Annotated in this window: 22 protein-coding genes and 1 riboswitch; of the genes, 15 read left to right on the top strand and 7 right to left on the bottom strand. The window is 60.9% G+C overall.

Annotation, left to right across the window (positions count from 1 at the left end):
* The first annotated feature begins 18 nt into the window (after positions 1 to 18).
* A complete protein-coding gene (tatC, locus tag ABD903_RS19880) occupies positions 19 to 909 on the top strand; it encodes a twin-arginine translocase subunit TatC (RefSeq protein WP_345227072.1) in 891 nt (296 codons plus the stop codon).
* A 135-nt stretch (positions 910 to 1,044) separates the two neighbouring features.
* Positions 1,045 to 1,476, top strand: a complete 432-nt coding sequence (rpiB, locus tag ABD903_RS19875; RefSeq protein ID WP_345227071.1) for a ribose 5-phosphate isomerase B — start codon at positions 1,045 to 1,047, stop codon at positions 1,474 to 1,476.
* A gap of 66 nt (positions 1,477 to 1,542) precedes the next feature.
* Here rpiB and ABD903_RS19870 read toward each other — a convergent pair whose 3' ends face one another.
* Positions 1,543 to 2,952 (bottom strand): hypothetical protein, encoded by a 1,410-nt coding sequence (locus ABD903_RS19870; RefSeq protein ID WP_345227069.1) that lies wholly within the window; start codon positions 2,950 to 2,952, stop codon positions 1,543 to 1,545.
* 184 nt (positions 2,953 to 3,136) lie between these two features.
* Between ABD903_RS19870 and ABD903_RS19865 the strand changes: the two genes are divergently transcribed.
* The 4 genes from ABD903_RS19865 (at position 3,137) to ABD903_RS19850 (ending at position 9,046) form a co-directional block, all read left to right on the top strand.
* Positions 3,137 to 3,547: a ribosome-binding factor A gene (locus tag ABD903_RS19865; protein ID WP_345227067.1), complete on the top strand. Its 411-nt coding sequence runs from the start codon at positions 3,137 to 3,139 to the stop codon at positions 3,545 to 3,547.
* A 95-nt stretch (positions 3,548 to 3,642) separates the two neighbouring features.
* Complete coding sequence (locus ABD903_RS19860; RefSeq protein ID WP_345227065.1) at positions 3,643 to 4,452, top strand: class I SAM-dependent methyltransferase; 810 nt, start codon at positions 3,643 to 3,645, stop codon at positions 4,450 to 4,452.
* 178 nt (positions 4,453 to 4,630) lie between these two features.
* Positions 4,631 to 5,863, top strand: coding sequence for an ABC transporter permease (locus ABD903_RS19855; RefSeq protein ID WP_345227062.1), 1,233 nt, complete (start codon positions 4,631 to 4,633; stop codon positions 5,861 to 5,863).
* A gap of 243 nt (positions 5,864 to 6,106) precedes the next feature.
* Positions 6,107 to 9,046, top strand: coding sequence for a DEAD/DEAH box helicase (locus tag ABD903_RS19850; protein ID WP_345227061.1), 2,940 nt, complete (start codon positions 6,107 to 6,109; stop codon positions 9,044 to 9,046).
* 31 nt (positions 9,047 to 9,077) lie between these two features.
* Here ABD903_RS19850 and ABD903_RS19845 read toward each other — a convergent pair whose 3' ends face one another.
* Positions 9,078 to 10,151 carry an aminotransferase class I/II-fold pyridoxal phosphate-dependent enzyme gene (locus tag ABD903_RS19845; protein ID WP_345227058.1) on the bottom strand — a complete coding sequence of 358 codons (1,074 nt, stop codon included), beginning with the start codon at positions 10,149 to 10,151 and terminating at the stop codon, positions 9,078 to 9,080.
* A 97-nt stretch (positions 10,152 to 10,248) separates the two neighbouring features.
* Here ABD903_RS19845 and ABD903_RS19840 point away from each other — a divergent pair, with 97 nt between their 5' ends.
* A complete protein-coding gene (locus ABD903_RS19840) occupies positions 10,249 to 10,701 on the top strand; it encodes an SRPBCC family protein (protein ID WP_345227056.1) in 453 nt (150 codons plus the stop codon).
* Between the two features lie 19 nt (positions 10,702 to 10,720).
* On the opposite strand, the gene ABD903_RS19835 is transcribed toward ABD903_RS19840, so the two are convergent.
* The 3 genes from ABD903_RS19835 to ABD903_RS19830 form a co-directional block, all read right to left on the bottom strand.
* Positions 10,721 to 11,200 carry a GNAT family N-acetyltransferase gene (locus tag ABD903_RS19835; RefSeq protein ID WP_345227054.1) on the bottom strand — a complete coding sequence of 160 codons (480 nt, stop codon included), beginning with the start codon at positions 11,198 to 11,200 and terminating at the stop codon, positions 10,721 to 10,723.
* 121 nt (positions 11,201 to 11,321) lie between these two features.
* A complete protein-coding gene (locus tag ABD903_RS23290) occupies positions 11,322 to 11,450 on the bottom strand; it encodes a winged helix-turn-helix transcriptional regulator (protein WP_425555532.1) in 129 nt (42 codons plus the stop codon).
* Complete coding sequence (locus tag ABD903_RS19830) at positions 11,435 to 11,650, bottom strand: hypothetical protein (protein WP_345227052.1); 216 nt, start codon at positions 11,648 to 11,650, stop codon at positions 11,435 to 11,437. Before ABD903_RS19830 ends, ABD903_RS23290 begins: the two co-directional genes overlap by 16 nt.
* An 81-nt stretch (positions 11,651 to 11,731) precedes the next feature.
* On the opposite strand from ABD903_RS19830, the gene ABD903_RS19825 reads away from it, so the two are divergent.
* The gene (locus ABD903_RS19825) at positions 11,732 to 12,922 is read left to right on the top strand and encodes a class I SAM-dependent rRNA methyltransferase (protein ID WP_345227050.1); all 1,191 of its coding nucleotides are present in this window, start codon (positions 11,732 to 11,734) and stop codon (positions 12,920 to 12,922) included.
* 203 nt (positions 12,923 to 13,125) lie between these two features.
* Here ABD903_RS19825 and ABD903_RS19820 read toward each other — a convergent pair whose 3' ends face one another.
* Together ABD903_RS19820 and ABD903_RS19815 are read right to left on the bottom strand one after the other, a co-directional pair.
* Positions 13,126 to 14,010, bottom strand: coding sequence for a prohibitin family protein (locus ABD903_RS19820; RefSeq protein WP_345227049.1), 885 nt, complete (start codon positions 14,008 to 14,010; stop codon positions 13,126 to 13,128).
* A complete protein-coding gene (locus ABD903_RS19815; RefSeq protein WP_345227048.1) occupies positions 13,985 to 14,257 on the bottom strand; it encodes a hypothetical protein in 273 nt (90 codons plus the stop codon). Before ABD903_RS19815 ends, ABD903_RS19820 begins: the two co-directional genes overlap by 26 nt.
* Before the next feature lie 282 nt (positions 14,258 to 14,539).
* Positions 14,540 to 14,648, top strand: a riboswitch (SAM riboswitch).
* A gap of 69 nt (positions 14,649 to 14,717) precedes the next feature.
* On the opposite strand from ABD903_RS19815, the gene metH reads away from it, so the two are divergent.
* From metH to ABD903_RS19780, 7 genes are all read left to right on the top strand, one after another.
* Entirely contained in the window at positions 14,718 to 18,431 is a 3,714-nt protein-coding gene (metH, locus tag ABD903_RS19810; protein ID WP_345227046.1) for a methionine synthase, read from the top strand.
* A 14-nt stretch (positions 18,432 to 18,445) separates the two neighbouring features.
* Positions 18,446 to 19,402, top strand: coding sequence for a methylenetetrahydrofolate reductase [NAD(P)H] (metF, locus tag ABD903_RS19805; protein WP_345227045.1), 957 nt, complete (start codon positions 18,446 to 18,448; stop codon positions 19,400 to 19,402).
* A gap of 282 nt (positions 19,403 to 19,684) precedes the next feature.
* A complete protein-coding gene (locus ABD903_RS19800; RefSeq protein ID WP_345227044.1) occupies positions 19,685 to 20,176 on the top strand; it encodes a tetratricopeptide repeat protein in 492 nt (163 codons plus the stop codon).
* Between the two features lie 174 nt (positions 20,177 to 20,350).
* A complete protein-coding gene (locus tag ABD903_RS19795) occupies positions 20,351 to 20,938 on the top strand; it encodes an energy transducer TonB (protein WP_345227043.1) in 588 nt (195 codons plus the stop codon).
* A gap of 34 nt (positions 20,939 to 20,972) precedes the next feature.
* Positions 20,973 to 21,542, top strand: a complete 570-nt coding sequence (locus tag ABD903_RS19790) for a hypothetical protein (RefSeq protein ID WP_345227042.1) — start codon at positions 20,973 to 20,975, stop codon at positions 21,540 to 21,542.
* Between the two features lie 158 nt (positions 21,543 to 21,700).
* Positions 21,701 to 23,272: a hypothetical protein gene (locus ABD903_RS19785; protein WP_345227041.1), complete on the top strand. Its 1,572-nt coding sequence runs from the start codon at positions 21,701 to 21,703 to the stop codon at positions 23,270 to 23,272.
* Positions 23,273 to 23,423: 151 nt separating this feature from the next.
* The gene (locus ABD903_RS19780) at positions 23,424 to 24,872 is read left to right on the top strand and encodes an N-acetylmuramoyl-L-alanine amidase (protein ID WP_345227040.1); all 1,449 of its coding nucleotides are present in this window, start codon (positions 23,424 to 23,426) and stop codon (positions 24,870 to 24,872) included.
* The last annotated feature ends 19 nt before the right edge of the window (positions 24,873 to 24,891 follow it).

The raw sequence follows: 24,891 nt of genomic DNA, 5'->3' as shown, positions 1-24,891 counted from the left end.
CCGTTCATTTAGTAAGCTTTGCAGTCCCCCTCGCAACAATTTCAGCAAAACCGCGCTTCTGCGGCCGGTCAGGAGCCGGCCGAAATGTCGTTTATCGACCACCTGGAGGCCCTGCGCTGGCACGTCATTCGGGCCACCATTGCCGTGGTGGTATTTGCGACGGGCGCGTTCTTCGCCAAGGATTTTCTGTTTCACGACCTGATTCTGGGCCCTTCGCGCCCCGATTTCTGGACCTACCGCCAGTTTTGCAAGCTCGGGCAAGCCCTGCACTCCACCGAGCTGTGCATGGACAAAGTGGGGTTCATTATTCAGAACCGTGAAATGAGCGGGCAGCTGAGCATGCACTTCAGCACCTCGTTTGTGGTGGGGTTGGTGCTGGGCTTCCCATACTTGTTCTGGGAAATCTGGCGCTTTGTGAAGCCGGGCCTGTATCCGCACGAACGTGCCAACTCCCGGGGGGCGGTGCTGTTCGTCTCGTTGCTGTTCATAGCCGGGTTGTTGTTCGGCTACTACATTGCTTCCCCGCTGAGTATCAACTTCCTGGCTTCGTACACGGTAGACCCCACCATCGAAAACCAGATTGACCTGCAGAGCTACCTTAGCACGCTCATTACCATGACGCTATCGTGTGCGTTCGTGTTTGAGCTGCCCATGATTGTGTACTTCTTAGCGAAGGCCGGGCTTATCACGCCCGAAATCATGCGCATGTACCGCAAGCACGCCATTGTGGTTATTCTGGTGCTGTCGGCCATCATTACTCCACCCGATGTATCGTCGCAGCTCATTGTAATGCTGCCCATTTGGGCCCTTTACGAGCTGAGCATCAACATTGCGGCCGTGGTGCGGCGCAATAACATCAAGCGTCTAAACCAGGAGTTGGCCGAAAACCAAGGCGTTGCTCAGGGATAATGTGCTAAATGCGGGAATGCGCTAATGTGCTATGACCATCAAATGCACGCGGCCCTGCGCATTCAGCCACATTTTGACTACTAACCATACAATAGCGAAGCGCCGCACATTCAACCACATTCGCACATCGGAGAAATGAAACAACTTGCCATCGGTTCCGACCACGCCGGATTTGCCTATAAGGAAATGCTTAAGCCGTGGCTGGCAGAGCTGGGCTATGAGGTGCGTGACTTCGGCACTCATTCCACCGACTCGGCCGACTACCCCGACTTTGCGCATCCGCTGGCGGCGGCCGTAGCCAGCGGCGAATTGCCCCAGGGCATTTTGGTATGTGGCTCGGCCAACGGGGTGTGCATCACGGCCAACAAGCACGCGGGCGTGCGCGCCGCTATTGCCTGGCTACCCGAGCTGGCCGAGCTGGCCCGCCAGCACAACAACGCCAACGTGCTGTGTTTGCCGGCTCGCTTCGTGAGCGAAGAGCAGGCCCGCCAAATTACCGAGCTGTTCCTGAACACCGCTTTCGAAGGCGGCCGCCACCAAAACCGCGTCGGCAAAATCGACTGCTAATTGGGTTTGACTGAAAACGGCGGGGCGCTCTGGATTAAACCAGAGCGCCCCGCCGTTTTTATGGACCTACCGCAACCGGTATACCCGCGGCGTACCCGTGGGCTGGTAGCGCCCAAACAAGCGCGGCAACTTATAGCGCAGCTCGGGCAGCAAATTGGCCTCGTCGATGAGGTAGGGCGGCAGGTCGGGCAGGTTGGTGGCGAGGCGGAAAACGGCGCCGTATTCGTTCAGACGGCCAAAGTCACGCTGCGCCAACGGCCAATCGACGTAGGGCGTACCGGCGGCGTTTTGCACGTACACGCCCCGGCTCGGCCCCAGCACCAGCACCGACTGCCCACTAACGGCCGCGTAGCGGGCATCGGGGCGCGGGGCGTAGCGCGCTTCCGTCGGAAATGGCAACAGTTGATCCAGGCCCAGCATGGCCCGGTGGCGCACTATTACCACGGCGCCTATCAGCACAAACAGCAGCACTTCGGCCACCCAGCCACGTTTCGTTTGCAGCCACAGAAACAGCGAGAAATACGCTAGGGGGGGCAGCATGAGCACCATCATTCCGGGCACTGAGCCGCCCAGCAAGGCCCCAATCAACACCGCTGTTACCAGCCACACCAGCATCAACTGCTGAAATTTAATCTGAAACACCAGGCCCAACGAGGTGGTGAGCGTACGAACCAGGGATAATACCAACAGGATACCGGGCAACACCAGCAGCTTGAGTTGCAGAGCCCGTGGCAGGGCATCGGCGGCGGCGGCCCCGGCCAGCATGGGCTCCAGGTGCATGCTGCGGAAAGCCGGCAAGGCATCGAAGTACAGAAAGACCGTGGCCATTACCGCGTACGGGAATCCGAACCCGCAAAGCAGCAGCAAAAAGCTACGGAAAGAGTTGGCAGCGAAGCTGATAACGGCAAACAAACCCACCAGCAGCAACAAGGCCAGCGGCAGGTAACACAGCGCTGCTACGCCTAACAGAAACCCCGCCCGGAACAAGCGGGAGTTATCGTAACCTTCCCTGGAGGTGGGCAACAAGGCGCTCAGGGCAAATACCACGAACGTTTGCCCCAACAGCAGCGGCGACAAGGCATCCAGCTCGGTGGTGGCGCTGGCCAGCAGTATATAGGTTAGCGCCGCTAAGTAGCCGCGCTCGGGGTGCACATTATAGCGGTTGAAAACCACACTCAGCCGAATTCCCTGCCCCACCACCAAGGCCAAGGCCAGCAGTCGGTACACCCACACCGAGCGGCCGACCAGGGCATCGAGCAGGCCGTAAGCAGCGGCAGCCAAGGGTGCGGTGTGGTCGTACACGTCGCGGTAGAGCAGGGCGCCGGCGTGCAGCCGCTCGCCCACCAGCCAGCCGCGCAGCTCGGCCAGGGTAAGCGGCACGCCTTCGAGCCAGAGCAGCGGCAGGCGCACGGCCAGCGCCAGCAGCACCAGCCCAATCAGGCGCGCCGGAAGCGTACTTCGAAAAAAACGCAGCAACAGGAGAAATCGAAAGGTGAAAGAAACCAGCAGCCGAACGGCCCCGGCTACGGTTCATCAAAAGTAGCAGGTGCGCCCGGCACATGCGCCAGCCGGCTTCCCCGCGCCCGCCGTGGCTGCGTACCGATAACTTCCGACCTAAACCCACTAACCCGAAACGCAAACCCTTACCTTTGCGCATTCTATGGATAGCAAACGACAGCAGAAATTCGCCAGCCTGCTTACTAAAGAGCTGGCCGAGGTGTTCCGGCGCGATTTGCCGCACTTGTTCGCCGGCACCCTGCCGCCCAGCATTACGGCCTTGCGCGTGAGCCCCGACCTGGGCGTGGCCCGCGTGTACCTCAGCGTACTGCTGGCCGACAACCCGCAGGCGCAGGTAGACGTGGTGGCCGACAACACCAAGGAAATTCGTTTTGCCCTGGCCAAGCGCGTGCGTAATCAAATGCGCGTGGTGCCCGACCTAAGCTTTTTCCTCGACGACTCAGCGGCCTACGCCACGCGCATGGACAAGGTCATTAACGACCTGAACATTCCGCCCGCGCCGCCCGAAGAGGACGATAAGCCAGCCCGCCCGCGCCTGTTCAACGATGAATGAATGATGGAATGACTGAATGAAGGAATGCCCGGGCGGCACCCCAATTATTCAGGTCAGCAGCACGTCAATCATTCGCTCACTCAATCATTCAGTCATTGCATTACGACCCCATTAAACGCACCCTGGGCAACGTGTTTAACCGTACGCCTTGGTTGCGGCAGCTGTTTTACAACCTGCTCGATTTGCTGTTGCTGCGCACTTGGCACGTCCACCGCGAGCTGCGGGAGTGGGCCAAAGGTCGCCAGAACCAGCCCCTGAACATTCTCGATGCCGGAGCTGGCTACGGCCAGTATACCTACTGGCTGTCGGGCCAGAGCGAGAAGTGGCAGATATTGGCCGTGGACGTGAAGGAGGAGCAGGTAGCCGATTCCAACCAGTTCTTCCGCCAGATTGGGCGCCCGCACGTACAGTTTGCCGTGCAGGACCTGGTGCTGTACCAGCAGCCCAACTCGTTTGATTTGGCCCTGGCCATCGACGTGATGGAGCACATTCTGGAAGACGTGGAGGTAATGACCAATATCCACGCCTCCCTGCGCGACGGCGGCATGCTCATCATCAGCACGCCCTCCGACCAAGGCGGTTCCGATGTGCACGATGCCGGCGAAGAATCCTTCATTGAAGAGCACGTGCGCGACGGGTACAACATCAACGAAATTCAGCAGAAGCTGCGTACGGCCGGTTTCGAGCGTATCGAGGCCATGTACAGCTACGGACTGCCGGGCCAAATTTCCTGGCGCCTGTCCATGAAATACCCCATCCAGATGCTGGGCGTTTCCAAGGCCTTCTTCGTGCTGCTGCCGTTTTACTACCTCGTTACCTTCCCGTTCTGCCTCGTGCTGAACTGGCTCGACGCCCGCGGCAAACACGATTCCGGCACCGGCCTGATTGTGAAGGCCTGGAAGTAATGTCTGCTCAGGAGTTTAGGAGTTCGTAAGTTTAGGAGCCGAACCGGGTACACCTTCTTTGTTAAGGAATACCACCGAACTTGTCTCCGTTCTTGTTTGAATCCGTAAAAGTGCCCGGGCAGCCGTCGAGTGAAATGTCCGAACCGTTGCCTGCTCCACCTCCTACCTCAACACCTGAGTGAACGTTCCCTTTCTGATAGCCCAGCGTTACTTCCGCTCCAAGAAGAAGCGCAACATCATCAGCATCATCTCCAACATCTCCATGATTGGGGTGGCCGTGGGTACGATGTCGCTGATCATTGTGCTATCGGTTTTTAACGGGCTCGAGGATCTGGTTCGGTCGCTGTACGGCAAGTCGGACCCCGACCTGAAAATTGCGGCTTCCAAGGGCAAATCGTTCGAGGTAAATACCTTTCTGCTGGAACGCACCAAAGCCGTGCCCGGCGTGGCCATTGTTACCGAAGTCATCGAAGACAACGCCCTGCTGCGCTACCACGAGCGGCAGATGGTGGTGAAGCTGAAGGGCGTATCGGAAAACTTCTATGCCCAGAGCGACATCGACTCGGCCATTGTGGATGGGGACCACCGCCTGCGCCGCAACGGGCAGGACTACGCCCTCATCGGCGCCGGCGTGCAGCACGAGCTCAGCATTGCGCTGGAAAACCGCTTTTCGCCCCTGCAGCTCATGTACCCGCGCAACGTAGCGGGCAAACGGACCCTGAGTATCAACCCCGAAAACGCATTTAACCAAGAGCCCATTCTGGCCGGTGGCGTGTTCTATATTGAGCAGCACCTCGACGACAGCTACATCTTCGTGCCCATTGAGTTTGCCCAACGCCTGCTTAACTACGGCGCACGGCGAACTGCTTTGGAGGTTAAAGTGGGCGAAAGCCGCCCCATTGAGGAAGTAAAAGCTGAGCTCAAGCAGGTACTGGGTCCGCAATTCACCGTCCTCGACTCCGACGAGCAGCACGTGAGCTTGCTCAAGGCCATTAAAGTGGAGAAGATGTTCGTCTTCATCACCTTCGCCTTCATTCTGCTTATTGCCTCGCTTAACATCTTCTTCTCGCTCTCGATGCTGGTCATCGACAAGCGCAAGGACGTGGCCGTGCTTATGGCTATGGGCGCCACGCCCAACGTTATCCGGCGCATTTTCCTCATGGAAGGCGCCATTGTGGCCCAGGTGGGCGCTGTAATCGGATTGGTACTTGGGGTAAGTATCTGCTGGCTGCAGCAGCAATTCGGCCTCGTGGAAATGGGCATGGCAACCAGTGTGGTGAAGGCCTACCCGGTGAAAATGCAGCTTGCCGACGTGCTCTGGGTGGGCATTGCCATTGTGGCCATAACCATTATTGTATCGCTACGGCCGGCTCTGAACGCTCCGCAAATCGACTTGCGGGAGAATTTGTAACCGGGCCGAAGCTTCTAAACTTCCTCATTGCACTATGGAGGGAGAATTGCAATTCTTTCCGACCGAATCCTGTAACCTTAGCAGCTGGTTGTCAGTTAGTACTTGACGTTTATTCGCGTTCAGCTACTGGTATAAACATTACATACAATAATTATGATTATTTGTATATAAAATTTTATTATTTATGAAATCCTGCACATCTTAGCATTTGTTCTTACTTTCAATGCCGCTTTTGCTGCCGTTATGAAGGTCTCTACCACGCAGCCGTTTCAAATCGTCTACTCGCTGTTCGAGCACGAGTACTTAGGATATCTGTTTGAGTCCTACGTCGTGCAGCTCAATGCGAAGGGCCAACTCACGCTGCAGCACCAAAACGTTTCGGCGAAGAACGCGGCTGAATTTGCCGACGGGCTCGACGCCCGGGATTTTGAGTTGATTGCCCTGACCGATCAGATCCAACAGGACGCGGTTATCAAGGAGTTCTGGCCGAAAAAGATTGCCACCGCCGATTTCTTTCTAAAGATATACGACCCTGAAAAGGGCGATAAAGGCCTACAAGAACGCATAGCGGCTTACGTACAGGGCCGCATGGGCCAGCTGCTCGACGGGCTGCAAGGCAAGCTGGTGTTCATTATGGGCAAGGACGGCGAACCGACCTGGCACGAAATCAAGGTAGCACCCGAGCCAGCCTCGGTGCTCTTTCACTTCCGCCGGAACCCCGACAACACCCACTACTTTCCTACCATTCAGTACCGCGGCCAGAAGCTAGACTTCACCGGCTGTGGCGCCGTAATGGTGTGCTGCCAGCCCGCCTGGATGCTGCTCAACGACGTGCTGCACAACTTCCGCAACGACGTGGACGGCAAGAAGCTGCAGCCCTTCCTGAACAAGAAGTTCATCGTGATTCCGCGGCAGGTAGAGGACAGCTACTACCAGCGTTTTGTGGCGCCCTTGGTGGAGTCGTTCGACGTGCACGCCCGCGGGTTCGATATTCGCTCGGAACGCTACCAGGCCCGCCCGCACCTCATTTTCTCCGACATTCCCAGCAGCACCGTTACCTACGAAACGGAAGCTGCTACCTCGTCCCGCCGCACTGCCACGACCGAGGCCAGCTCCGACCACATTCATTTCGATCTGGCCTTCCGCTACGGCACGCACATGGTGCGCAACCACGACAAGCGCGTGAGTGTGCAGTTGGAGAAAACCACAGATTCTTACGTTTTCCACCGGCTCATTCGCAACCTGGAGGACGAGCAGGAGTTCATCCGGGCCCTGCAGGACCGTGCCCTGGAAGTGCGCAACGGCCGGGCCGTATTGGAAAAAGCCACCGCGTTTAAGTGGCTGCACTCGCACGCCGAAGAGCTGGCCCAAATGGGCTTCACGGTGCAGCAAGGCAGTACCTCGGGCAAGGATTACTTTATTGGGCAGGTAACGGTAACGGTGGGCATCACCGAAACCAACGACTGGTTCGACGTGCACGGCACCGTGCGCTTCGGCGAGTACGAAATACCGTTTGCCAAGCTGCGGCCCTACATTCTGCAGAAACGCCACGAGTTCAAGCTGCCCAACGGGCAAATTGCCATCATTCCGGAGGAGTGGTTTACGCAGTACCTGGAGCTGTTTGCCTTCAGCGAAGACCACCACAACTCACTCACGCTGCGCAAGCACCACGTGGCGCTGGTGTCGGATTTGCAGAACGGCAACCTCGCTACCGTAACCATGAGCCGCAAGCTGGAGCGCCTGCGCGGCTTCGAGACGGTGGAAGACCAGCCCCTGCCGGCTGGCTTTAACGGCGAGTTGCGTCCTTACCAGAAAGCGGGCTACAACTGGCTGCATTTCGTGCAGGACTACCATTTCGGCGGCTGCCTGGCCGATGACATGGGCCTGGGCAAAACCGTGCAGACGCTGGCCATGCTCATGGACCGCAAGGAAAGCGGCGCGGCAGCCGGTGCGGCATCGTTGCTGGTTATGCCTACCTCGCTGGTGTACAACTGGCTGGGAGAAGCCCAGAAGTTCACGCCCGGCCTGCGCATTCTGACTTACACCGGCACCTACCGCGACAAAAACGTGGAGCAATTCGCCGATTACGACGTTATCCTGACCTCGTACGGCATTGTGCGCCTCGATGCGGAGCTGCTCAAGTCCTACAAGTTCGACTACGTGATTCTGGACGAGTCGCAGGCCATCAAGAACCCGGGCTCCACTACCTCACAGGCTGTGCGCGGCTTAGTGTCGCGGCACCGGCTTATTTTGACGGGTACGCCGGTGGAGAACAGCACCATGGACCTCTGGTCGCAGATGTCGTTCATCAACCCCGGCCTGCTGGGCTCCCAGACGTTTTTCCGCAAGGAGTTCCTGAAGCCCATTGAGAAGGACAAGGACGAAGTGAAGATGCGGCGCCTGCACGCGCTGATCAAGCCCTTTATTCTGCGCCGCCACAAGGCCCAGGTAGCTACTGAGCTGCCCGAGAAGATTGAGCACCTGAGTTACTGCCGCATGACCGATGAGCAACAGCAGTGCTACGAGGAAACCAAGAGCTACTACCGCAACAAGATTCTGCAGAGTATAGAGGAGCACGGCACCGCCAGCACCCAGTTCATGCTGCTGCAGGGCCTTACCAAGCTGCGCCAGATTGCCAACCACCCCCGCATGGCCGACGAAACCTACGAGGCGGAATCGGGCAAGCTGCGCGAAGTGGTGCGCATGATTCGCAGCGTGGTTTCGGAAGGCCACAAGGTTCTTGTGTTCAGCCAGTTCGTGAAGCATCTGGATCTGGTGCGCCACTCTCTCGACGAAAAACAGATTGAGTACGCCTACCTCGACGGCAACACCCGCGAGCGGCACAAGGAAGTAGCGCGCTTCCAGGAAACCGAGGAGCTGCGCGTGTTCCTCATCAGCCTGAAAGCCGGCGGCGTGGGTCTGAACCTGACCGCCGCCGACTACGTGTTCATTCTCGACCCGTGGTGGAATCCGGCCGTGGAGGCCCAAGCCGTAGACCGTGCCCATCGCATCGGGCAGGAGAAAACGGTGTTCACCTACAAGTTCATCACCAAGGGCACAGTAGAGGAAAAAATCCTGGCCCTGCAGAACCGCAAGATTCAACTGGTGTCAGACTTGATTTCTACCGACGAGGCCATCATCAAGAGCCTGACGAAGGAGGATATTGAGGAGCTACTGGGGTAATATTCGCACGCCCTGTGCTAAAAAGCCCGCGCTACCGTGCGGGCTTTTCTGTTGCATATGCCCGGCTGACTTCCGCTATTCGCTTCACATCTTCGGCGGTATGCAAGGCACTCAGCACCACGCGCGTAATGCACGGGTCGGCCGGCGTGGGGTAGCAGAAGCTGGAGAGCAGAATACCTTTTTCCTGCATGTACTCCGCGAAGCCGTTATCAAGCGTATAGAATACTGGGAAACCAGGAGCCGATTGGAATAGACTCAAGCCCGAAGTGGCCGTGGTAAACTGTTGCACGTTAGCCTGCAGTTGAGCCCGAGCTTGCTGGTAAAGCCCCGCCGCCTGCAGGAAAGCATACAGGTAAGCGGGCACCACCGGCGAGCTGGCGCCGAAAAACGGGCTGCGGCGTAAATCTTCAATGAATGCGGTATCGGCCAGCACCACGCCGCTTGGAATGCCGCATGCTTTGCCCATAGAGCTAACCACGACTACTCGCACCGACGCAGGCACGCGCAGTTCCGGCCAGATGCCCGCGCCATCTGGACCGATGACGCCGAAGCCGTGGGAGTCGTCGATGAGCAGGGTAATGGGCCGGTCGGCGGGCAAGTGCTGGGTCCACGAGAAGTCATAGCGCTGCACCCGCAATGCGTCGAGAGAGTTCGAGACGATGACTACTGGTTCCGGCGGTTCCTGTTGCAGGCGCTGCATCAGGTCAGCCGCCCATTCATCGAACGAAAGCTTTGAAACAGCCATTGGCGCGTGCTCTGTGAGCCACGCCGCCGGGTGCGTGCCAGGCGCGTATTCGAAACGACCGGCCCCAGCCAGCGCCTTCACCGCCATTTGCCCCGCCAAGTAGCCCGACGAAACTGTGAGGGCCGCTTCGGCGCCTGTATGATGGGCGAGGTAGCTTTCGGCTTCTTCGTAAATGCGCAGCCGCAGCGGGCCGTTGCGTGAGTTGCCGTAGTTGGTGCCGTAGCGGCTCAGGCCTTCGGCTAGCAGCGCGGCAAAGGCTGGGTTGCGCGCCGTGCCCAAATAGCCAGTGCCGCTGCAATACAGGTATTCGCGGCCGTTGTGAATGAGGGTGCGGCCGGGCAAGTAATCAGCTTCAAGCATAGGGCGTTTGGCCGAAGTAAAACCGAACTACCCGAACATACACCTTTCTGCTGCCGAACCACAACCGCAATCTTGTTTGCGCGGTTAGTGTAGAGCTATGCACCTCCTCCTTCGCACGCCCGTTGCCCAGCCGCCCGCCGCCGTATGGGCCGGCTTCACCCGCCAGTTGTTCATTGACCTGGCGCCGCCCGCGCCCCAGCTTCGGCTGCTGCGTTTCGATGGCTGCCAGCGCGGCGACGTGGTGGAAATTGAGCTGCACCTGGGCCCGTTGCGCCTGGCCCGCTGGACTTCCCTCATTACCGAGCACGGCGAACTGGCGAACGGTGGGCGCTACTTCGTGGACCAAGGCCAGGAAGTGCCGGCGCCGCTGCGCTTCTGGCGGCATCGGCACCTGATGGAGGCCGCGCCCAACGGCGGCACCGTGATTGTGGATGCCATTGAGTACCGCACCGCTTCACCGCTACTCGACCGGCTGCTGTACCCGTTTATGTGGGCGCAGTTTGCCTGGCGCGGCCCAGTGTACCGCCGTGTGTTCGGCCAACCCACATAGGCGCAACCCAAACGCGTGCCTAGCGAAGCGCCAGCACCATCCGAATGTCGGCCCGCTGGTATTCCGATGGGTTAAGCGGTGCCTCCACGAAACCTAGCTTGCGGTAGAGCCCAAGGGCCGGGGCGAGGCGACGGTTCGAAAGCAACTCGATTTCCCGGGCGCCAATTTGCCGGGCGTGCGCTATAACCGCCCGGCCCAGTTCCCAACCGATGCCCAAGCCCTGGGCGCTGGGTGTTACGGCCATCTTGGCCAGCTCGTATACGCCGTCGTGCTCTTTAATCAGGGCGCAAGTGCCCACTAGCTGCCCCGCGTGGCGAGCCATAAAAATGTAGCCTCCAGCATCCAGAATGTAGCCCTGTGGATCGTCGAGCATTCGGCGGTCCAGCTCCTCCAGGGTGAAGAAGCGGGTTATCCACTCGTGGTTCAGGTCGCGGAACGCCGCTTGGTGCTCGGGTTGGAAACTTAGAATTTCAACGGGGGAAGCAGGCGAGTTGCTCATTGAGGAAAGAGGAAGTTCTGGCCGCGAAGGACGTAGGTGAGCCGGCCCTATCCAAGAGCGTACAGCCACAGCCGGCTACTTACACCGAGGGAAGTTTTAAGCACGAACGGCGGGCAGGCGGTTAATTTGAACTCACGGCTGTTTGTATTTCTTGCCGCAAGTGGCCGCGTCCCCAGTGCCACATCTGCTTCAGCACCGGGCAAAGCGTGTAGCCGTGCGGGGTGAGGCTGTATTCTACCCGGGGCGGCACCTCCGGAAACACGCGCCGCTGTACCAGGCCGGCCGCTTCCAGCTCGCGCAGCTGCTTGTCAGAATTCGCTCGCTCACCGTTTCGCCGAGGTGGCGGCGCACGTCGCTGAAACGGCGGGGCTGTGGGTTCAGGAATATGAGAATGTCAGCCTTGTGCTTGCCTTTGATTAACTGAATCAGGGCGTCGATGGGATTGTCCATGCTGCTAGTGTACGCAACTCCGCCGATGCAAGCCCGCGCCGGGGTGTGTACCTTTGTGGTTCCCATCTGCTTTTGTTTGCTATGTCCGCTGCCATTGTTACGCTCAAACCCGGTAAAGACCAATCCTTGCGCCGCCTGCACCCTTGGGTGTTTTCGGGCGCCATTGCCCGCATGCAGGGCGAGGTAACCGAGGGGCAGGTGGTGGCAGTACACGCGCATAACGGCGAGCCGCTGGGAATGGGCCACTACGCGCCCGGCTCCATTGCGGTCCGCATGCTGGCCTTCGGCGACGTGGCCGCCGTAGCCGACGAAGCTTTCTGGATCGAGAAACTCAGCAACGCCTACAAACTCCGCCACAGCCTCGGCCTGACGGGCCAAGGCAATACCAACGTGTACCGTTTGGTACACGCCGAAGGCGACGGCGTACCCGGTCTGATCATTGACGTGTACGGCGACGTGGCAGTAGTGCAGGCCCACAGCGCCGGTATGTACCTGGCCCGCCCGCACATTGCGGCCGCCCTGCAAGCCGCCGTGCCCGGCCTGCGCGCCATTTACGACAAGAGCTCCGAAACCGTGCCGCAGAAAGCCGCGCCCGGCGCCAAGAATGATTACCTATTTGGTGAAAGTACCGGCCACGAGCACTTGGTGCAGGAAAACGGCCACCGCTTCGCTGTGGATTGGGAAACGGGCCAGAAAACTGGCTTTTTCATCGACCAGCGCGACAACCGCGCCTTGCTGGCTCGCTACGCCCCCGGCCGCCGCGTGCTCAACACGTTCTGCTACACCGGCGGCTTCTCGGTGTACGCCCTGCAAGCCGGCGCCGAGCTGGTACACTCCGTTGATTCCAGCAAGAAAGCCGTGGAGCTAACCGACCGCAACGCCGAGCTAACCGGCCTGCAGGACAAGCACGAATCCTACGCCCAGGATGTGTTCACCTTCCTGAAAGACCGCCACAACCAGTACGACCTCATCGTGCTCGACCCGCCGGCGTTTGCCAAGCACCTCTCGGCCCGCCACAACGCCCTCATGGGCTACAAGCGCCTGAACGTGGCCGGTATCAAGCAAATTGCCCCCGGCGGACTGCTGTTCACCTTCAGCTGCTCGCAGGTGGTGAGCATGGAGCTGTTCGAAGGCGCCATCATGGCTGCGGCCATCGAGGCCGGTCGCCCGGCGCGCATTCTGCACCGCCTCACCCAACCCGCCGACCACCCCGTGAGCCTGTTCCACCCCGAGGGCGAATACCTCAAGGGTTTGGTGCTGGCTGTGGATTAAGGCCTCACCCCCGGCCCCTCTCCAAAAGAGAGGGGAGCCTGAGGGCCGCAACGATTCCGTTCAACGACAGCGGGGCCGCCGAACTAAAGTTCGGCGGCCCCGCTTGGTTTATTGGCATCCGTATCAGTCAAGCTGAGCCGCGCCGTGGCGCTACAGCCGCCGTGGCTCCCCTCTCTTTCGGAGAGGGGCCGGGGGTGAGGCCCTTACTTTGCGCCCGGCGCCGGCATTTGCATCAGAAACTGACTGCTGCTGCCACCCGTGTACGTGGGCACGCTACTGCCGCCTTTCTCCCAGGCCTCAATCCAGCGCATTTGCACCAGCAGCGGCGTGAGCGACTGTTGCTGCTTTTCGTTGGCGTAGGCTTGCGCGTCGGCGGCAATGCGGATGGCTTTGGCCCGGCCTTCGGCTTCGGCAATGTTAATGCGGGCCTGGGCCTCGGCCTGGCGGATGCGGTTTTCGGTTTGCAAGCCGGTTTGCACAGCCGTGTTTTTAGCGTCGATGGCGGCTTTCAGGCTGGCGGGCGGCTCCAGCTTGGTGGTGATTTGCTGCACCGTGAAGCCCATGGCCTGCAGCTGTTTTATCAGATTCGCCTTCACCTGGGATTCGTAGGAGCCGCGGTTGCTGATGAGGCTGTCGGCGGTGTAGCGGTTGGTGGCCACGCGATAGGCCTCGTACACGGCCGTTTTCAGGAAGCCGTTTTCCAGGTCGGGCAGCGGGCGTCGGTACTGGCGGAAGATGTCGTCCACTTTGTCTTGCTGGATGAAATAGTTGAGGCTGGGCGCCACGCCAAAGCTGGAGCCGTCCTTGCTCTGCACCTCAAACTCCTCGTACTCCTTGTGCTGGGTGTACACCGGAAACTCGTACACGGCCGTGCTGATGGGTGAGTAGAACACCCAGCCCGTGGTATAGGTAATATCGTCCACGCCCCGGCCGGTGCCGGTCAGGTTCACTTTAATGCCCACGTTGCCGGCATCAATACGCTCTACTTTAATCAGGCTGCAGCTGCCAATGAGCACCAGCAGCAACAAGCCAGCGAAAATTATCGGCTTCAGCCAACGGCGGTTAGTGGCGAGGGGTAGGGCGCTCATGCGAATCGAGTTTAGGGGGAGTAGAAGAAGGCGGCTGGAACCGGCGAATGAGGGCACGTCCGGCCTGGTACAACGACAAGGCTACGCCCGTAGCCACGGCTAGCAAGCCCAGCACGCCGTAGGTCAGCCATTGGTCGGAGGGCTGGTTAAGCCAGTCGAGGAAGGTGGGCAGCGCGTAAGGCAGCGCCACGCCGTAAAAAAGCAGCCATACCACCAGCCAGCGGTACGAAGCACGGAATGCAGACATGGCCAAGCGTGTGGGCAAAGGAATAAGCGCCACAATATCCGTACTGCCGAGCATTCCCGCGGGATTTTTTCGCTTACGGCACCTACCGGCGGCCCGCGTTACTCCAAGCTATGTGTACAGTAAACCCGAAGAACGCAATGTTTCGGCTGTGCGGACGCCGGATGGACAGAACGAACCAGGAAGTATCAGACCCGCTTTATTGGTTGTTTTGCCTGCACCCTGCATACGCATTCCCCAAGCGTGAACCTTGGTTGCTAACCCATCCGTATGTAACTTCGCTACTGCTTATCCAGAAAGACCGAGGGACTGGGCCCTGCGACGTCTTAGCAACCAGCCATTGTGGCGGAGGTGCTAACTCCCATTTCACCCCCAAGGTGGAAGAAGATGAGCAAAGGAACCCGTTTGCGCGGTTTTCTCTTTCTGGATGGGCTTGTTGAAGCTGTTATTCCGAAGGAAAACCATGAAGACGCACTGTACCGACTCCCCCCTCCACGACATCCTCCAGCAGCGCGTACTCGTGCTCGACGGCGCCATGGGCACCATGATTCAGCGGCATACGCTGAGCGAAGAGGATTTCCGGGGGGCGCGCTTTGCTGACCATCCCAAGCCCCTGCGCGGCAACAACGACCTGCTGAGCATTACCCGGCCCGACATCATCCGGGACATTCACGCGCAGTATTTCGCCGCCGGGGCCGACATGGTGGAAACCAACACTTTCAGCGGCACCACCATTGCCCAGGCCGATTACGGCCTGGAGCACATTGCCTACGAGCTTAACTACGAGTCGGCGCGCATTGCCAAAGAAGTAGCCGACGAGTTTACCGCCCAAAACCCCGCCAAGCCGCGCTTCGTGGCCGGCGCCATCGGGCCCACCAACCGCACCGCCTCCCTCTCGCCCGACGTAAACCGCCCCGGTTTCCGCGCCGTGACATTTGATGAGCTGGCCGCGGCCTATCACGAGCAGGTGCGCGGCCTCGTGGACGGCGGGTCCGATGCCCTACTCATCGAAACCATTTTCGACACGCTGAACGCTAAAGCGGCCCTGTACGCCGTGCAGAAGTTCTTCGACGAAGGCGGCCGTGTGGTGCCCATCATGATTTCGGGCACCATTACTGATGCCTCGGGCCGCACGCTGTCGGGCCAAACGGTGGAAGCCTTTTGGAACTCCATTCGCCACTTGCCGCTGCTGAGCGTGGGACTGAACTGCGCCCTCGGCGCCGACCAGCTCAAGGTGTACGTGAAGGAGCTGAGCCGCATTGCCGACGTGCACATTTCCGCTTACCCAAATGCCGGCCTGCCCAACGCTTTTGGCGGCTACGACGAGTCGGCGCAGGAATTCGCGGCCGTGGTGGAGGACTACCTCAAAGATGGCATTGTAACCGTGGTGGGCGGCTGTTGCGGCACCACGCCTCAGCACATCGGCGAGTTGGCCAAGCTGGCCGGCCGGTATCAGCCCCGCCCCTTACGCGAGGTACTGCAAGCCACCCGTCTGAGCGGTTTGGAACCCTTCAGCATTACCCCCGAAAGCCTGTTCGTGAATGTGGGTGAGCGGTGCAACGTCACCGGCTCGCGCGCCTTTGCCCGCCTGATTCGCACCGGCGCCTACGAGGAGGCCCTGGCTGTGGCCCGCGACCAGGTGGAGGGTGGCGCGCAGGTGATTGACGTAAACATGGACGAAGGCATGCTCGACTCGGAGCAGGCCATGACCACGTTCCTGAACCTGATTGCCTCGGAGCCCGACATTTCGCGGGTGCCCGTCATGATCGACTCTTCGAAGTGGAGCGTACTGGAAGCCGGCCTGAAGTGCGTGCAGGGCAAGAGCATCGTCAACTCCATTTCGCTGAAAGAAGGTGAGGAAGTGTTCCGGCAGCGCGCCCGCACCGTGCGCCAGTACGGCGCGGCCATGGTGGTCATGGCTTTCGACGAAAACGGCCAAGCCGATACGTTCGAGAAGCGCATCGAAATCTGTAAGCGCAGCTACGACATTCTGGTGAACGAAGTCGGTTTCCCGGCCGAGGACATCATTTTCGACCCCAACATCCTGACGGTGGCCACCGGCATGGACGAGCACCGCAACTACGCGCTCGACTTCATTGAGGCCGTGCGCTGGATCAAGGCCAACCTGCCCGGCGCCCTCACCAGCGGCGGCGTGAGCAACATCAGCTTCTCGTTCCGCGGCAACGACGTGGTGCGTGAGGCCATGCACTCGGCCTTCCTCTACCACGCCATTCGCGCCGGTCTGGACATGGGCATTGTGAACCCCAGCCAGCTGGCCGTGTACGACGAAGTGCCCAAGGACCTGTTGGAGCTGGTGGAAGACGTGCTGCTGAACCGCCGCCCCGACGCCACCGAGCGCCTAGTGGACTTCGCCGAAACCGTGAAGCAGAAAGGCAAAACCGAAGTGGTGGCCGATGCCTGGCGCAGTCTGCCCGCACAAGAGCGCCTGCAGCACGCGCTGGTAAAAGGCATTGCCGACTTCATCGACCAGGACACCGAGGAAGTGCGCCAGCAGCTGCCGCGGCCGCTCGACGTGATTGAGGGTCCGCTGATGGCCGGCATGAACGTGGTGGGCGACCTGTTTGGCGCCGGTAAAATGTTCCTGCCGCAGGTGGTGAAATCGGCCCGCGTGATGAAGAAGGCCGTGGCGTATCTGGAGCCCTTCCTGCTGGCCGACAAGCGCGGGCAGGAACGCCAGACCGCCGGTAAAATCCTGCTGGCCACCGTGAAAGGCGACGTGCACGACATAGGCAAGAACATCGTGGGAGTAGTACTGGCCTGCAACAACTTCGACATCGTGGACCTGGGCGTGATGGTGCCGCTGGAGAAAATTCTCGACGAAGCCGTGGCGCACAACGTGGACATCATCGGCCTGAGCGGCCTGATTACGCCTTCGCTCGACGAAATGGTGTACGTGGCGGCCGAAATGGAAAAGCGCGGCCTAAAAACGCCGCTGCTCATCGGCGGGGCCACCACTTCGCGCCTGCACGCGGCGGTGAAAGTGGCCCCGGCCTACTCCGGCCCGCTGGTACACGTAAACGACGCCTCCCGCTCGGTAGGCGTGGCCGCCGGCTTGCTGGGTTCGGCCAGTGAAACCTACGCCCGCGCCGTGCGCGACGAGTACGAAACCCTGCGCCACGACTATGCCAGCCGTCAGCGCGAGAAAAACTATTTGCCCATTGAGGCCGCCCGTGCCAACGGTTTCCGCGCCGATTGGGACGCCACGCCCATTACCAAGCCCAGTTTCCTCGGCACCAAAGTGCTGGAAGACTACGACCTGGCCGAGCTGGCTACTTACATCGACTGGACGCCATTCTTCCACACCTGGGAACTGAAAGGCCGCTACCCGCGCATTCTGGACGACGAAAACCTGGGCGAAGCCGCCACTAAGCTCTTCGCCGATGCGCAGGCCATGCTCCGGCGCATTATCGACGAGAAGCTGCTCACGGCCCGCGCCGTGCTGGGCTTCTGGCCGGCCAACACCGTCGATTACGACACGATTCAGGTGTACGCCGACGACTCGCGCCAGCAGGTGGCCACCGAGTTTTTCACCCTGCGCCAGCAGGGCGAGAAGGGCACGGGCATTCCGAATATTGCCTTCTCCGATTTCGTGGCGCCGCGCGAAACCGGCCGCGAGGACTACATCGGCGGTTTTGCTGTAACGGCTGGTATTGGCATCGAAAAGCTGCTGGAGCAGTTCGAAAAAGACCACGACGATTACTCCAGCATCATGGTAAAAGCCCTGGCCGACCGCCTCGCCGAGGCTTTTGCCGAGCGCCTGCACCAGCGCGTGCGCGAGGAGTTCTGGGGCTACGCCTCGGGCGAAAACCTGTCGAACGAGGACCTCATTCAGGAGAAATACCGCGGCGTGCGCCCGGCCCCCGGCTACCCCGGCTGCCCCGACCATACCGAGAAAATCACCCTGTTCCAGCTCCTCGACGCCGAAGCCCAAACCGATATTCGCCTCACCGAGAACCTGGCTATGTACCCGGCATCTTCGGTGAGCGGCATGTATTACGCGCACCCCGATTCGCGCTACTTCGGCCTGGGCAAAATCGGCAAAGACCAGGTAGACGACATTGCCCGGCGCAAGAACATGCCTGTGGCCGAGCTGGAACGCTGGCTGAGCCCGAACCTAAATTACAACCCCACGGCCGTGCCCGTAACCGCACTGTAGCCGAAGCGCCTCCTATGAAAGTTACCGAGCACCTGGCCCGCGCCAACGGCAAAACGCTGTTTTCCTTTGAAGTGCTGCCGCCCAAGAAGGGCGAAAACATCCAGACGCTGTTCTCGAACATCGAGCCGCTGATGGAATTTAAGCCGCCGTTTATCGACGTTACCTACCACCGCGAAGAGTACGTGTACCGGCAGCGGCCAAACGGCGGCCTGGACAAGGTTACGGTGCGCAAACGTCCTGGCACGGTGGGCATTTGCGCCGCCATTAAAGGCCGCTTCGATGTGGACACGGTACCCCACCTGATTTGCGGCGGCTTCTCGAAAGAGGAAACCGAAAACGCCCTCATCGACCTGCATTTCCTAGGCATTGATAATGTGCTGGCCCTGCGCGGCGACCCGATTAAGTCGGAGCCCGGGTTTGTGCCGCACCCCGCGGGCCACGGCTACGCCAGCCAGCTCATCGGGCAGATAGCGGCCATGAACAGCGGCCGCTACCTCGACGAGGAGCAGCAGGACTCGGCCGCCACCAACTTCTGCATTGGCACGGCGGCCTACCCCGAAAAGCATTTCGAGGCGCCCAACCACGCCGCCGACCTGCGCTACCTCAAGCAGAAGATTGATGCCGGGGCCGAATACATCGTAACCCAGATGTTTTTCGATAACCAGCAGTTTTTCGGCTTTGTGGAGCGCTGCCGGGCCGCGGGCATTACGGCCCCCATTATTCCGGGCCTGAAGCCGCTGACCACCAAGAAGCAGCTGACCATGCTGCCGCGTACCTTCTTCCTGAACCTGCCCGAAGAACTGGTGGAAGCCGTGGCCCAGTGCCGCGACGATGCCGCCGCCCGCGAGGTAGGCATCGACTGGTGCATTCAGCAAAGCCGGGAGCTAATGGCAGCCGGTGTACCCAGCCTGCACTACTATTCCATGGGCAAGGCCGAAGCCGTACGCCGCGTGGCGGCTTCCTTATTCTAAGTTGCTCGTTGTCAGTTGCCAGTTGTCAGAGTTGATGTAACCACTTAACTGAAAACGAGCAACGAACAACCCGTTTACTTTGAACGACTACCTAACAGCGCCCTCAATACCCAAGCAAGGCAATGCCGGGCCCCTATGGCTCGGCATTGCTCTTTACAACTACGTATCTTCCGCGCTTACTGGCAACGGCACGTAAACACCCCGTCTTCGCCTGCGTACTAGTACCGATTCTGCCCCTCCCGTCCAATTGATCATTGTTGCCCACTCATTGATCATTGCCCCATGCCCGAACGCCAGCAGCACCTCGATGAGCTTTTTCAGCGCCTGCGCACCGCTACGGCTACTCTGGAAGTAGAGGCCCTGCAGCAAGGCATCTGGCAGCTCTGGCTTGAAATCGACGATACGGCCCTGAGCAAGCGACTGGAATCGGGCATGCGCGATATGGCCGCCGGCGAATACCAACGCGCCATCCTCGACTTCACTTACCTCATCGAGCACCGCCCCGATTACGCCGAGGGCTGGAACAAGCGCGCCACGGCTTACTACCTGCGCGGCGAGTACCGGGCCTCGCTCAACGACATTGCCCAAACCCTGAAGCGCGAGCCGCGCCACTTTGGGGCCCTCTCGGGCAAAGCTACCATTCAGCGCATGTTGGGCGACCACCGCGGCGGGCTGCGCACCCTGCGCCGTTTGGCACGCCTGTGCCCCCACTTGCCGGGCCTGCAGGAACAGCTGCGCGACGTGCAGGACCGGCTAGACGAGTCGCCGATTTAGGCTTCGGTTTTTATTTTTTCTGGAGGAGCTCCGCAATCGTTTGCGGAGTTTTTTATACTTTCCGTGTCGGTACGGGCTGATTCTTAGACTCAACCCCCGAAACATTGCTTTTCCGCGCCCCGCAATTCTTTCCCCGGCGTTTGTAGCCAACTACGAATGTCTATTGTGCTATTTATGAAAACACTCTTACTCCTGTGCCTGCTCACTATTTGTCCGGTTTCTCTTTTGTGCGCGCAAGGGCGGGTGCGCACCACCGACGTGGACAGCGGCCGCGTGGAAAAAGGTAAAAAAGTAGGCCTGTGGAGCTACTACTCCTTTACCGGCAGCGGCCGTAAAGTGCTGGTGCAGCGTTACGACCACACAGCTCAAAAACTGCTGTTCTTTCGGCAGGCCGATGAGCGGCCTTACCGAATGCAGGTAGGCTCGGAATGGAAAAGCGACTACCTCGATCAGCCTCCCTTGTTCCTGGGCGGTGACGCCGCCCTGTCGGAATTCACCCGCCAGCTGAACTACCCCGAAGATGCCCGCGCGCAGCAGGTGCAGGGCCGGGTGGTGGTAAACTTCATCATCGACACCCTCGGTGCCGCTTACGACCACAAGGTGCTGCTGGGCGTAAGCGCCAGCTGCGACCGAGAAGCATTGCGCGTTGCCAAGCTTATTCCGGCCCAGTGGTTGCCGGGCCGCAAGAACGGCCGCGCCGTGCCCGTGGAGTATCAGCTGCCGTTTGTTTTTCGGGTGCAGAACGCGGCAGCGGGGCGGTAGTATCCTACTGCGGCCTGCACCCGTACATTGGGGCATGAAACACGCCGTTGTTGCCCCGTTTGTACACGCTGCCGTTTCGGCGGCCTTGCTGGCCGCCGTGGCCCTGTTGCTTCCCTCCTGCGACTCCACCCCGCGCGAGCGGCAGGAAGCCGTTCGTGAAGGAGCCCGCGAAATAGATACCGCCGCCGATAAAGCCGCCGCCGTGCTCAAGCGCGCCGGCAACCGCGCCGCCCGCTTCGATTCGGTTTCGCGCCAGCGCAGCCGCCAGCCCCTCGACGACGCTGCTACCAAGGCCTTCAACCAGGAACTCCTGGGTACGTCGGCGGAGGTAGAGCAGCTAACCGCTCAAACCATTGAACCGGCTTACACCCAGCTGTTGCGCAACACCCGCGACAAGCGCCGCACGTGGACCCAACGCGACTGGGATTACGCCACGGCCGTATTCCGCCGCCTAAACGACCGGTACCGCGCCGTGCGCCTCGACCTGCCGGCCCGCAACGAATTGCGCATCAAAGCCCTGCAAGCCGAGTTTACGGCCCTCGAAACCGGCCGCGACCTGAATGATTTGCGCGACGCCGTGCGCGACGAACCCGTGGCTCGGTAGCCCCCATTTATAAAAAAGTTTACTGCTACAGGCATCCCAAAAAGCCGCGCCGGAGCGTTAACGCTCCGGCGCGGCTTGTATCTTTAAAGCCACCATTTTCAGGGCCGTAGCGCGGCGCTTCGGCCATTATTTCTGCATTAGTTTATCCTCCTTTCCGGATGTTCAATCCCCGCACGCTGCTGTTCGCGGCAGCTTTGCTAGGCGCCTCTGCTTGCGCGGCCCAATCTATTCCCGAATCCCCCGCTGTAAACCGCTGGCAAATTGGCCTCCGAGCTGGGCTGAGCCTAGCCCGCGCATCGGTTTACGGCACTACGCCTGCGCCCAACGTGCGGTACGCCAGCCGCCTTCAGTCGGGTTTTGCGCCGGCCGTGGTGGTGCAGCGCCAACTTGGCCAGCGCACCTTTGGGCGGGCCACTTTCAGCACCTTGGCCTTGCCAGCAGGTTTGGAGGCCCGCGTGGGCGGGCCGCGGTACAGCAGCAGCTCGGGCTACGGCTTCGGCAGGGCCAAAGCCCCGCGGCTACACCTGGAGGCCGGTTACCGTTTGCCGCTGGGCCAGGCAGCCCGCACGCGCCTGCTGGCGGCTGTGGGCACCGGCGTGGTAGTGGGTGGGCCCCGCAACCAGAACAGCTTGGATGCGGGGCCGGCGGACAGCGCCTCTTTTTACACCAATTTTCCGGTGCGGCTCCGGTACGTGCGCAGCGAGTTGCGGCGCGTCAACGCCGTGGTGCCGGGCCTGAGCGGCCGCTTGGGGCTGGAACGCGAAATGCGCTGGCGCGACGTCATTGGCCTGGAGGTGGGAACTTATTACGGGCTGCTGCCCCTCTACCGCACCCGCCACGAGTTGGAGCTTATTGACGAAACTACCGCGCCGGCCACCCGCACCGCCCTGCAAGCCGCCACCAATACCCACGGCAGTTTTGTGGAAGTAGGGCTGAGTTACCGCTGGCAACCTGGCAAGCGCGCGGCCGGCCTCACCCCGCTGCCGCGCACCCGAACGCCCTGGCAACCCCTACCTGGGCGCGGCCTGTACACCAGCGTGGGCATGCACTTGTTCGCGCACCTCGCCCGCGCGCGGCGCACAGGGTTCAACCAAACACGCACCCTTGTGAGCTTGGTACAGCCAGGCACGTTGGCGCGTTTGGGCTACCAGTGGCCGAACCGCTGGCTGGTGGAGGCAGGCGTGCAAACCGGTTTTGTGCCCTTGGTTTATACTTACGACGTATCAATACCGGCCCCGGCCGTGGTGGGCGCATCCGGGCGCTGGGGCCGGGCCGACGTGCTCAACAACAACCAGCGCAACCGGCCCGGGCACCGCGCGGCCCTGCTGCAAGCCGGCCGCCGCTGGGCCCTGCGCCCGCACCGCGTGTACGCCGCCGCCAAGGCCGGGGTGCAGGCACTGCGTTACACCGGACGCACCACCGCCAGTTACTCCCGCACGTACTACGGCACTAACGCCTCCGAGTACTCCCCGTTGCAGTTCGCCTACGAAACCCCGGCCCGCTGGCGGTTGCTGGCCTGCGCCGAAGCGGAGGCGGAGGTGCGCATCAGCCGCCGTACCTTGCTTGGGCTGCACACGGGCTACGCCCTTCGTCCAGTGGGCCGCGCTGGCGCCGACCGGCTCACCATTTCCTGGCAACGCAACGGGCAACCGGAGCCCGCCGTGGAGGTGGTTTCGCGCATGGCGCACTTTACGGGTGGGCTGCAGTTGCGGCGGGTGTTGCACTTGTAGCGTAGCCCCCGGTGGCGGGTTGGGTTGCCGGTCGTTTCTTTGCGGCATGGTATGTAGTAAGGTAGGGGCTGCCCGCTTTCGGCAGCTATTAACGGTACTCTTAGGCGGCGCTCTGTGGGGAGCCGCCGGGCCCTTTGCCGCGGCGCAACGCTTGCTTGAAAAGGTTGAAATTCTGCCCGCGCAGGACCAGTGGCTGCAACCCGGCGACCGGCTGCAGGTGCGCGTGAAAGCGCAACCCGGTGCTCAGGTTACCGTGCTGGGCGGCAAGCTCTTGGTGGAGCTGCTGCCCGCGCAGGCGCAAGGGCAGCGCGGCGTGTACCAAATCAGCTACGTGGTGCAACCCACCGACACGCTGGGCTCGGCGGCGGGCGGCCGTGCCCTGAAAATCCTGGCTTCAGCCCCCGACGGCCGCCGCGACTCGCTGCTGACCGCCCAAACCGTGCGGTTCCTGAACCCCAACCAGCCGCTGCTGGCCCGTACCCGGGGGCCGCTGGCTTACCTGAATTACGGCTTGGGCGAAGACCGCCTGGGCGGCGCCAAAATGGGCTACCTGGATTCGTTGGTCTTGCTGCACGTAACGGGGCGCGTGGGCGAGCAATACCGCGTGCGCCTGGCCGAAAACCAAACCGCCTGGGCACCACTGGAAACGGTGCGCCTGCTGCCGGCGGGCGGCTGGGTGCCGCAGTCGCTTACCGGTTCCTGGAGCGTAAGCGGCGATGCGCAGTTCGACTACGTGCGGGTGCCGCTGCAAGAACGGCTGCCCTACCGCTCGCAGCTGTTGCTGGAGCCCACGCGCCTGGTGGTGGACGTGTTTGGCGCTACCTCCAACACCAACTGGATAACCCAGCGGGCGGGGCTGCGCGAAATCACCAACGTGAGCTACGAGCAGCCGCAAACCGACGTGTTCCGCCTGGTTATCAACCTGCAGCACGCGCAAAACTGGGGCTACGTCATCGGGTACCAGGGCAACACGCTCGTTATTAAGGTGCGGCGGCCGCCGGCCAAGCTGGCGCTGCGCGGCCTTACGGTGGCCGTGGACGCTGGCCACGGCGGCGACAACCACGGCGCCGTGGGAGCCAGCGGCGTCAAGGAAAAAGACCTGACCCTGCTCATGGCTCAGAAGCTGCGCACCGCCCTGGAGGCCGAAGGCGCCACCGTGCTCATGACCCGCGACGCCGACGTGAGCCTGGGCAACGACGTGCGCATTCTGCGCCTGCGCCAAGCCCTGCCGCACTTGCTGGTGAGCCTGCACGTGAATTCGGCCGGCTCGGCGGAGGCCAAGGGCACGGCCACGTTTTACCGCTACGTGGCGTTTCGGCCGCTTTCCACGGCTCTGTACAACGAGATGCTGAAAACGGGGCTGAACGGCTGGGGCAACGTGGGCGCGTTCAACTTCGGCCTCAACGGCCCCACGGAGTTTCCGAACGCCCTGGTGGAAACGGCTTTCGTATCGAACCCCGACGACGAAAAGCGGCTGGTAAACCCCGCGTTTCAGCAGCAAATTGCCGAGCGCATCATCGAGGGGCTCAAGCAGTTTCTGAAAAGCACCCGGCGCCCTGGATTGCGCGGCTGGCTCAGCAAAGAAGCGGCGGAGCAATAGCAGCGGGCTGCGTGCGGTA

It is taken from the genome of Hymenobacter koreensis, assembly GCF_039541855.1.
In the GTDB taxonomy this organism is placed as follows: Bacteria; Bacteroidota; Bacteroidia; order Cytophagales; family Hymenobacteraceae; genus Solirubrum; species Solirubrum koreensis.
The sequence above is the reverse complement of the archived record's forward strand: the minus strand, read 5'-3'. Positions and strand labels throughout refer to the sequence as shown.

Excerpts from the sequence above, each read along its gene's own strand:
- ABD903_RS19865 (WP_345227067.1), top strand. The coding sequence starts at position 3,137 with ATGGATAGCAAACGACAGCAGAAATTCGCCAGCCTGCTTACTAAAGAG.
- ABD903_RS19800 (WP_345227044.1), top strand. The coding sequence starts at position 19,685 with ATGCCCGAACGCCAGCAGCACCTCGATGAGCTTTTTCAGCGCCTGCGC.
- ABD903_RS19820 (WP_345227049.1), bottom strand. The coding sequence starts at position 14,010 with ATGAGCGCCCTACCCCTCGCCACTAACCGCCGTTGGCTGAAGCCGATA.
- ABD903_RS19825 (WP_345227050.1), top strand. The coding sequence starts at position 11,732 with ATGTCCGCTGCCATTGTTACGCTCAAACCCGGTAAAGACCAATCCTTG.
- rpiB (WP_345227071.1), top strand. The coding sequence starts at position 1,045 with ATGAAACAACTTGCCATCGGTTCCGACCACGCCGGATTTGCCTATAAG.
- ABD903_RS19795 (WP_345227043.1), top strand. The coding sequence starts at position 20,351 with ATGAAAACACTCTTACTCCTGTGCCTGCTCACTATTTGTCCGGTTTCT.
- ABD903_RS19840 (WP_345227056.1), top strand. The coding sequence starts at position 10,249 with ATGCACCTCCTCCTTCGCACGCCCGTTGCCCAGCCGCCCGCCGCCGTA.
- ABD903_RS19790 (WP_345227042.1), top strand. The coding sequence starts at position 20,973 with ATGAAACACGCCGTTGTTGCCCCGTTTGTACACGCTGCCGTTTCGGCG.
- ABD903_RS19815 (WP_345227048.1), bottom strand. The coding sequence starts at position 14,257 with ATGTCTGCATTCCGTGCTTCGTACCGCTGGCTGGTGGTATGGCTGCTT.
- ABD903_RS19845 (WP_345227058.1), bottom strand. The coding sequence starts at position 10,151 with ATGCTTGAAGCTGATTACTTGCCCGGCCGCACCCTCATTCACAACGGC.
- ABD903_RS19835 (WP_345227054.1), bottom strand. The coding sequence starts at position 11,200 with ATGAGCAACTCGCCTGCTTCCCCCGTTGAAATTCTAAGTTTCCAACCC.
- ABD903_RS19850 (WP_345227061.1), top strand. The coding sequence starts at position 6,107 with ATGAAGGTCTCTACCACGCAGCCGTTTCAAATCGTCTACTCGCTGTTC.
- ABD903_RS19785 (WP_345227041.1), top strand. The coding sequence starts at position 21,701 with ATGTTCAATCCCCGCACGCTGCTGTTCGCGGCAGCTTTGCTAGGCGCC.
- metH (WP_345227046.1), top strand. The coding sequence starts at position 14,718 with ATGAAGACGCACTGTACCGACTCCCCCCTCCACGACATCCTCCAGCAG.
- ABD903_RS19830 (WP_345227052.1), bottom strand. The coding sequence starts at position 11,650 with ATGGACAATCCCATCGACGCCCTGATTCAGTTAATCAAAGGCAAGCAC.
- metF (WP_345227045.1), top strand. The coding sequence starts at position 18,446 with ATGAAAGTTACCGAGCACCTGGCCCGCGCCAACGGCAAAACGCTGTTT.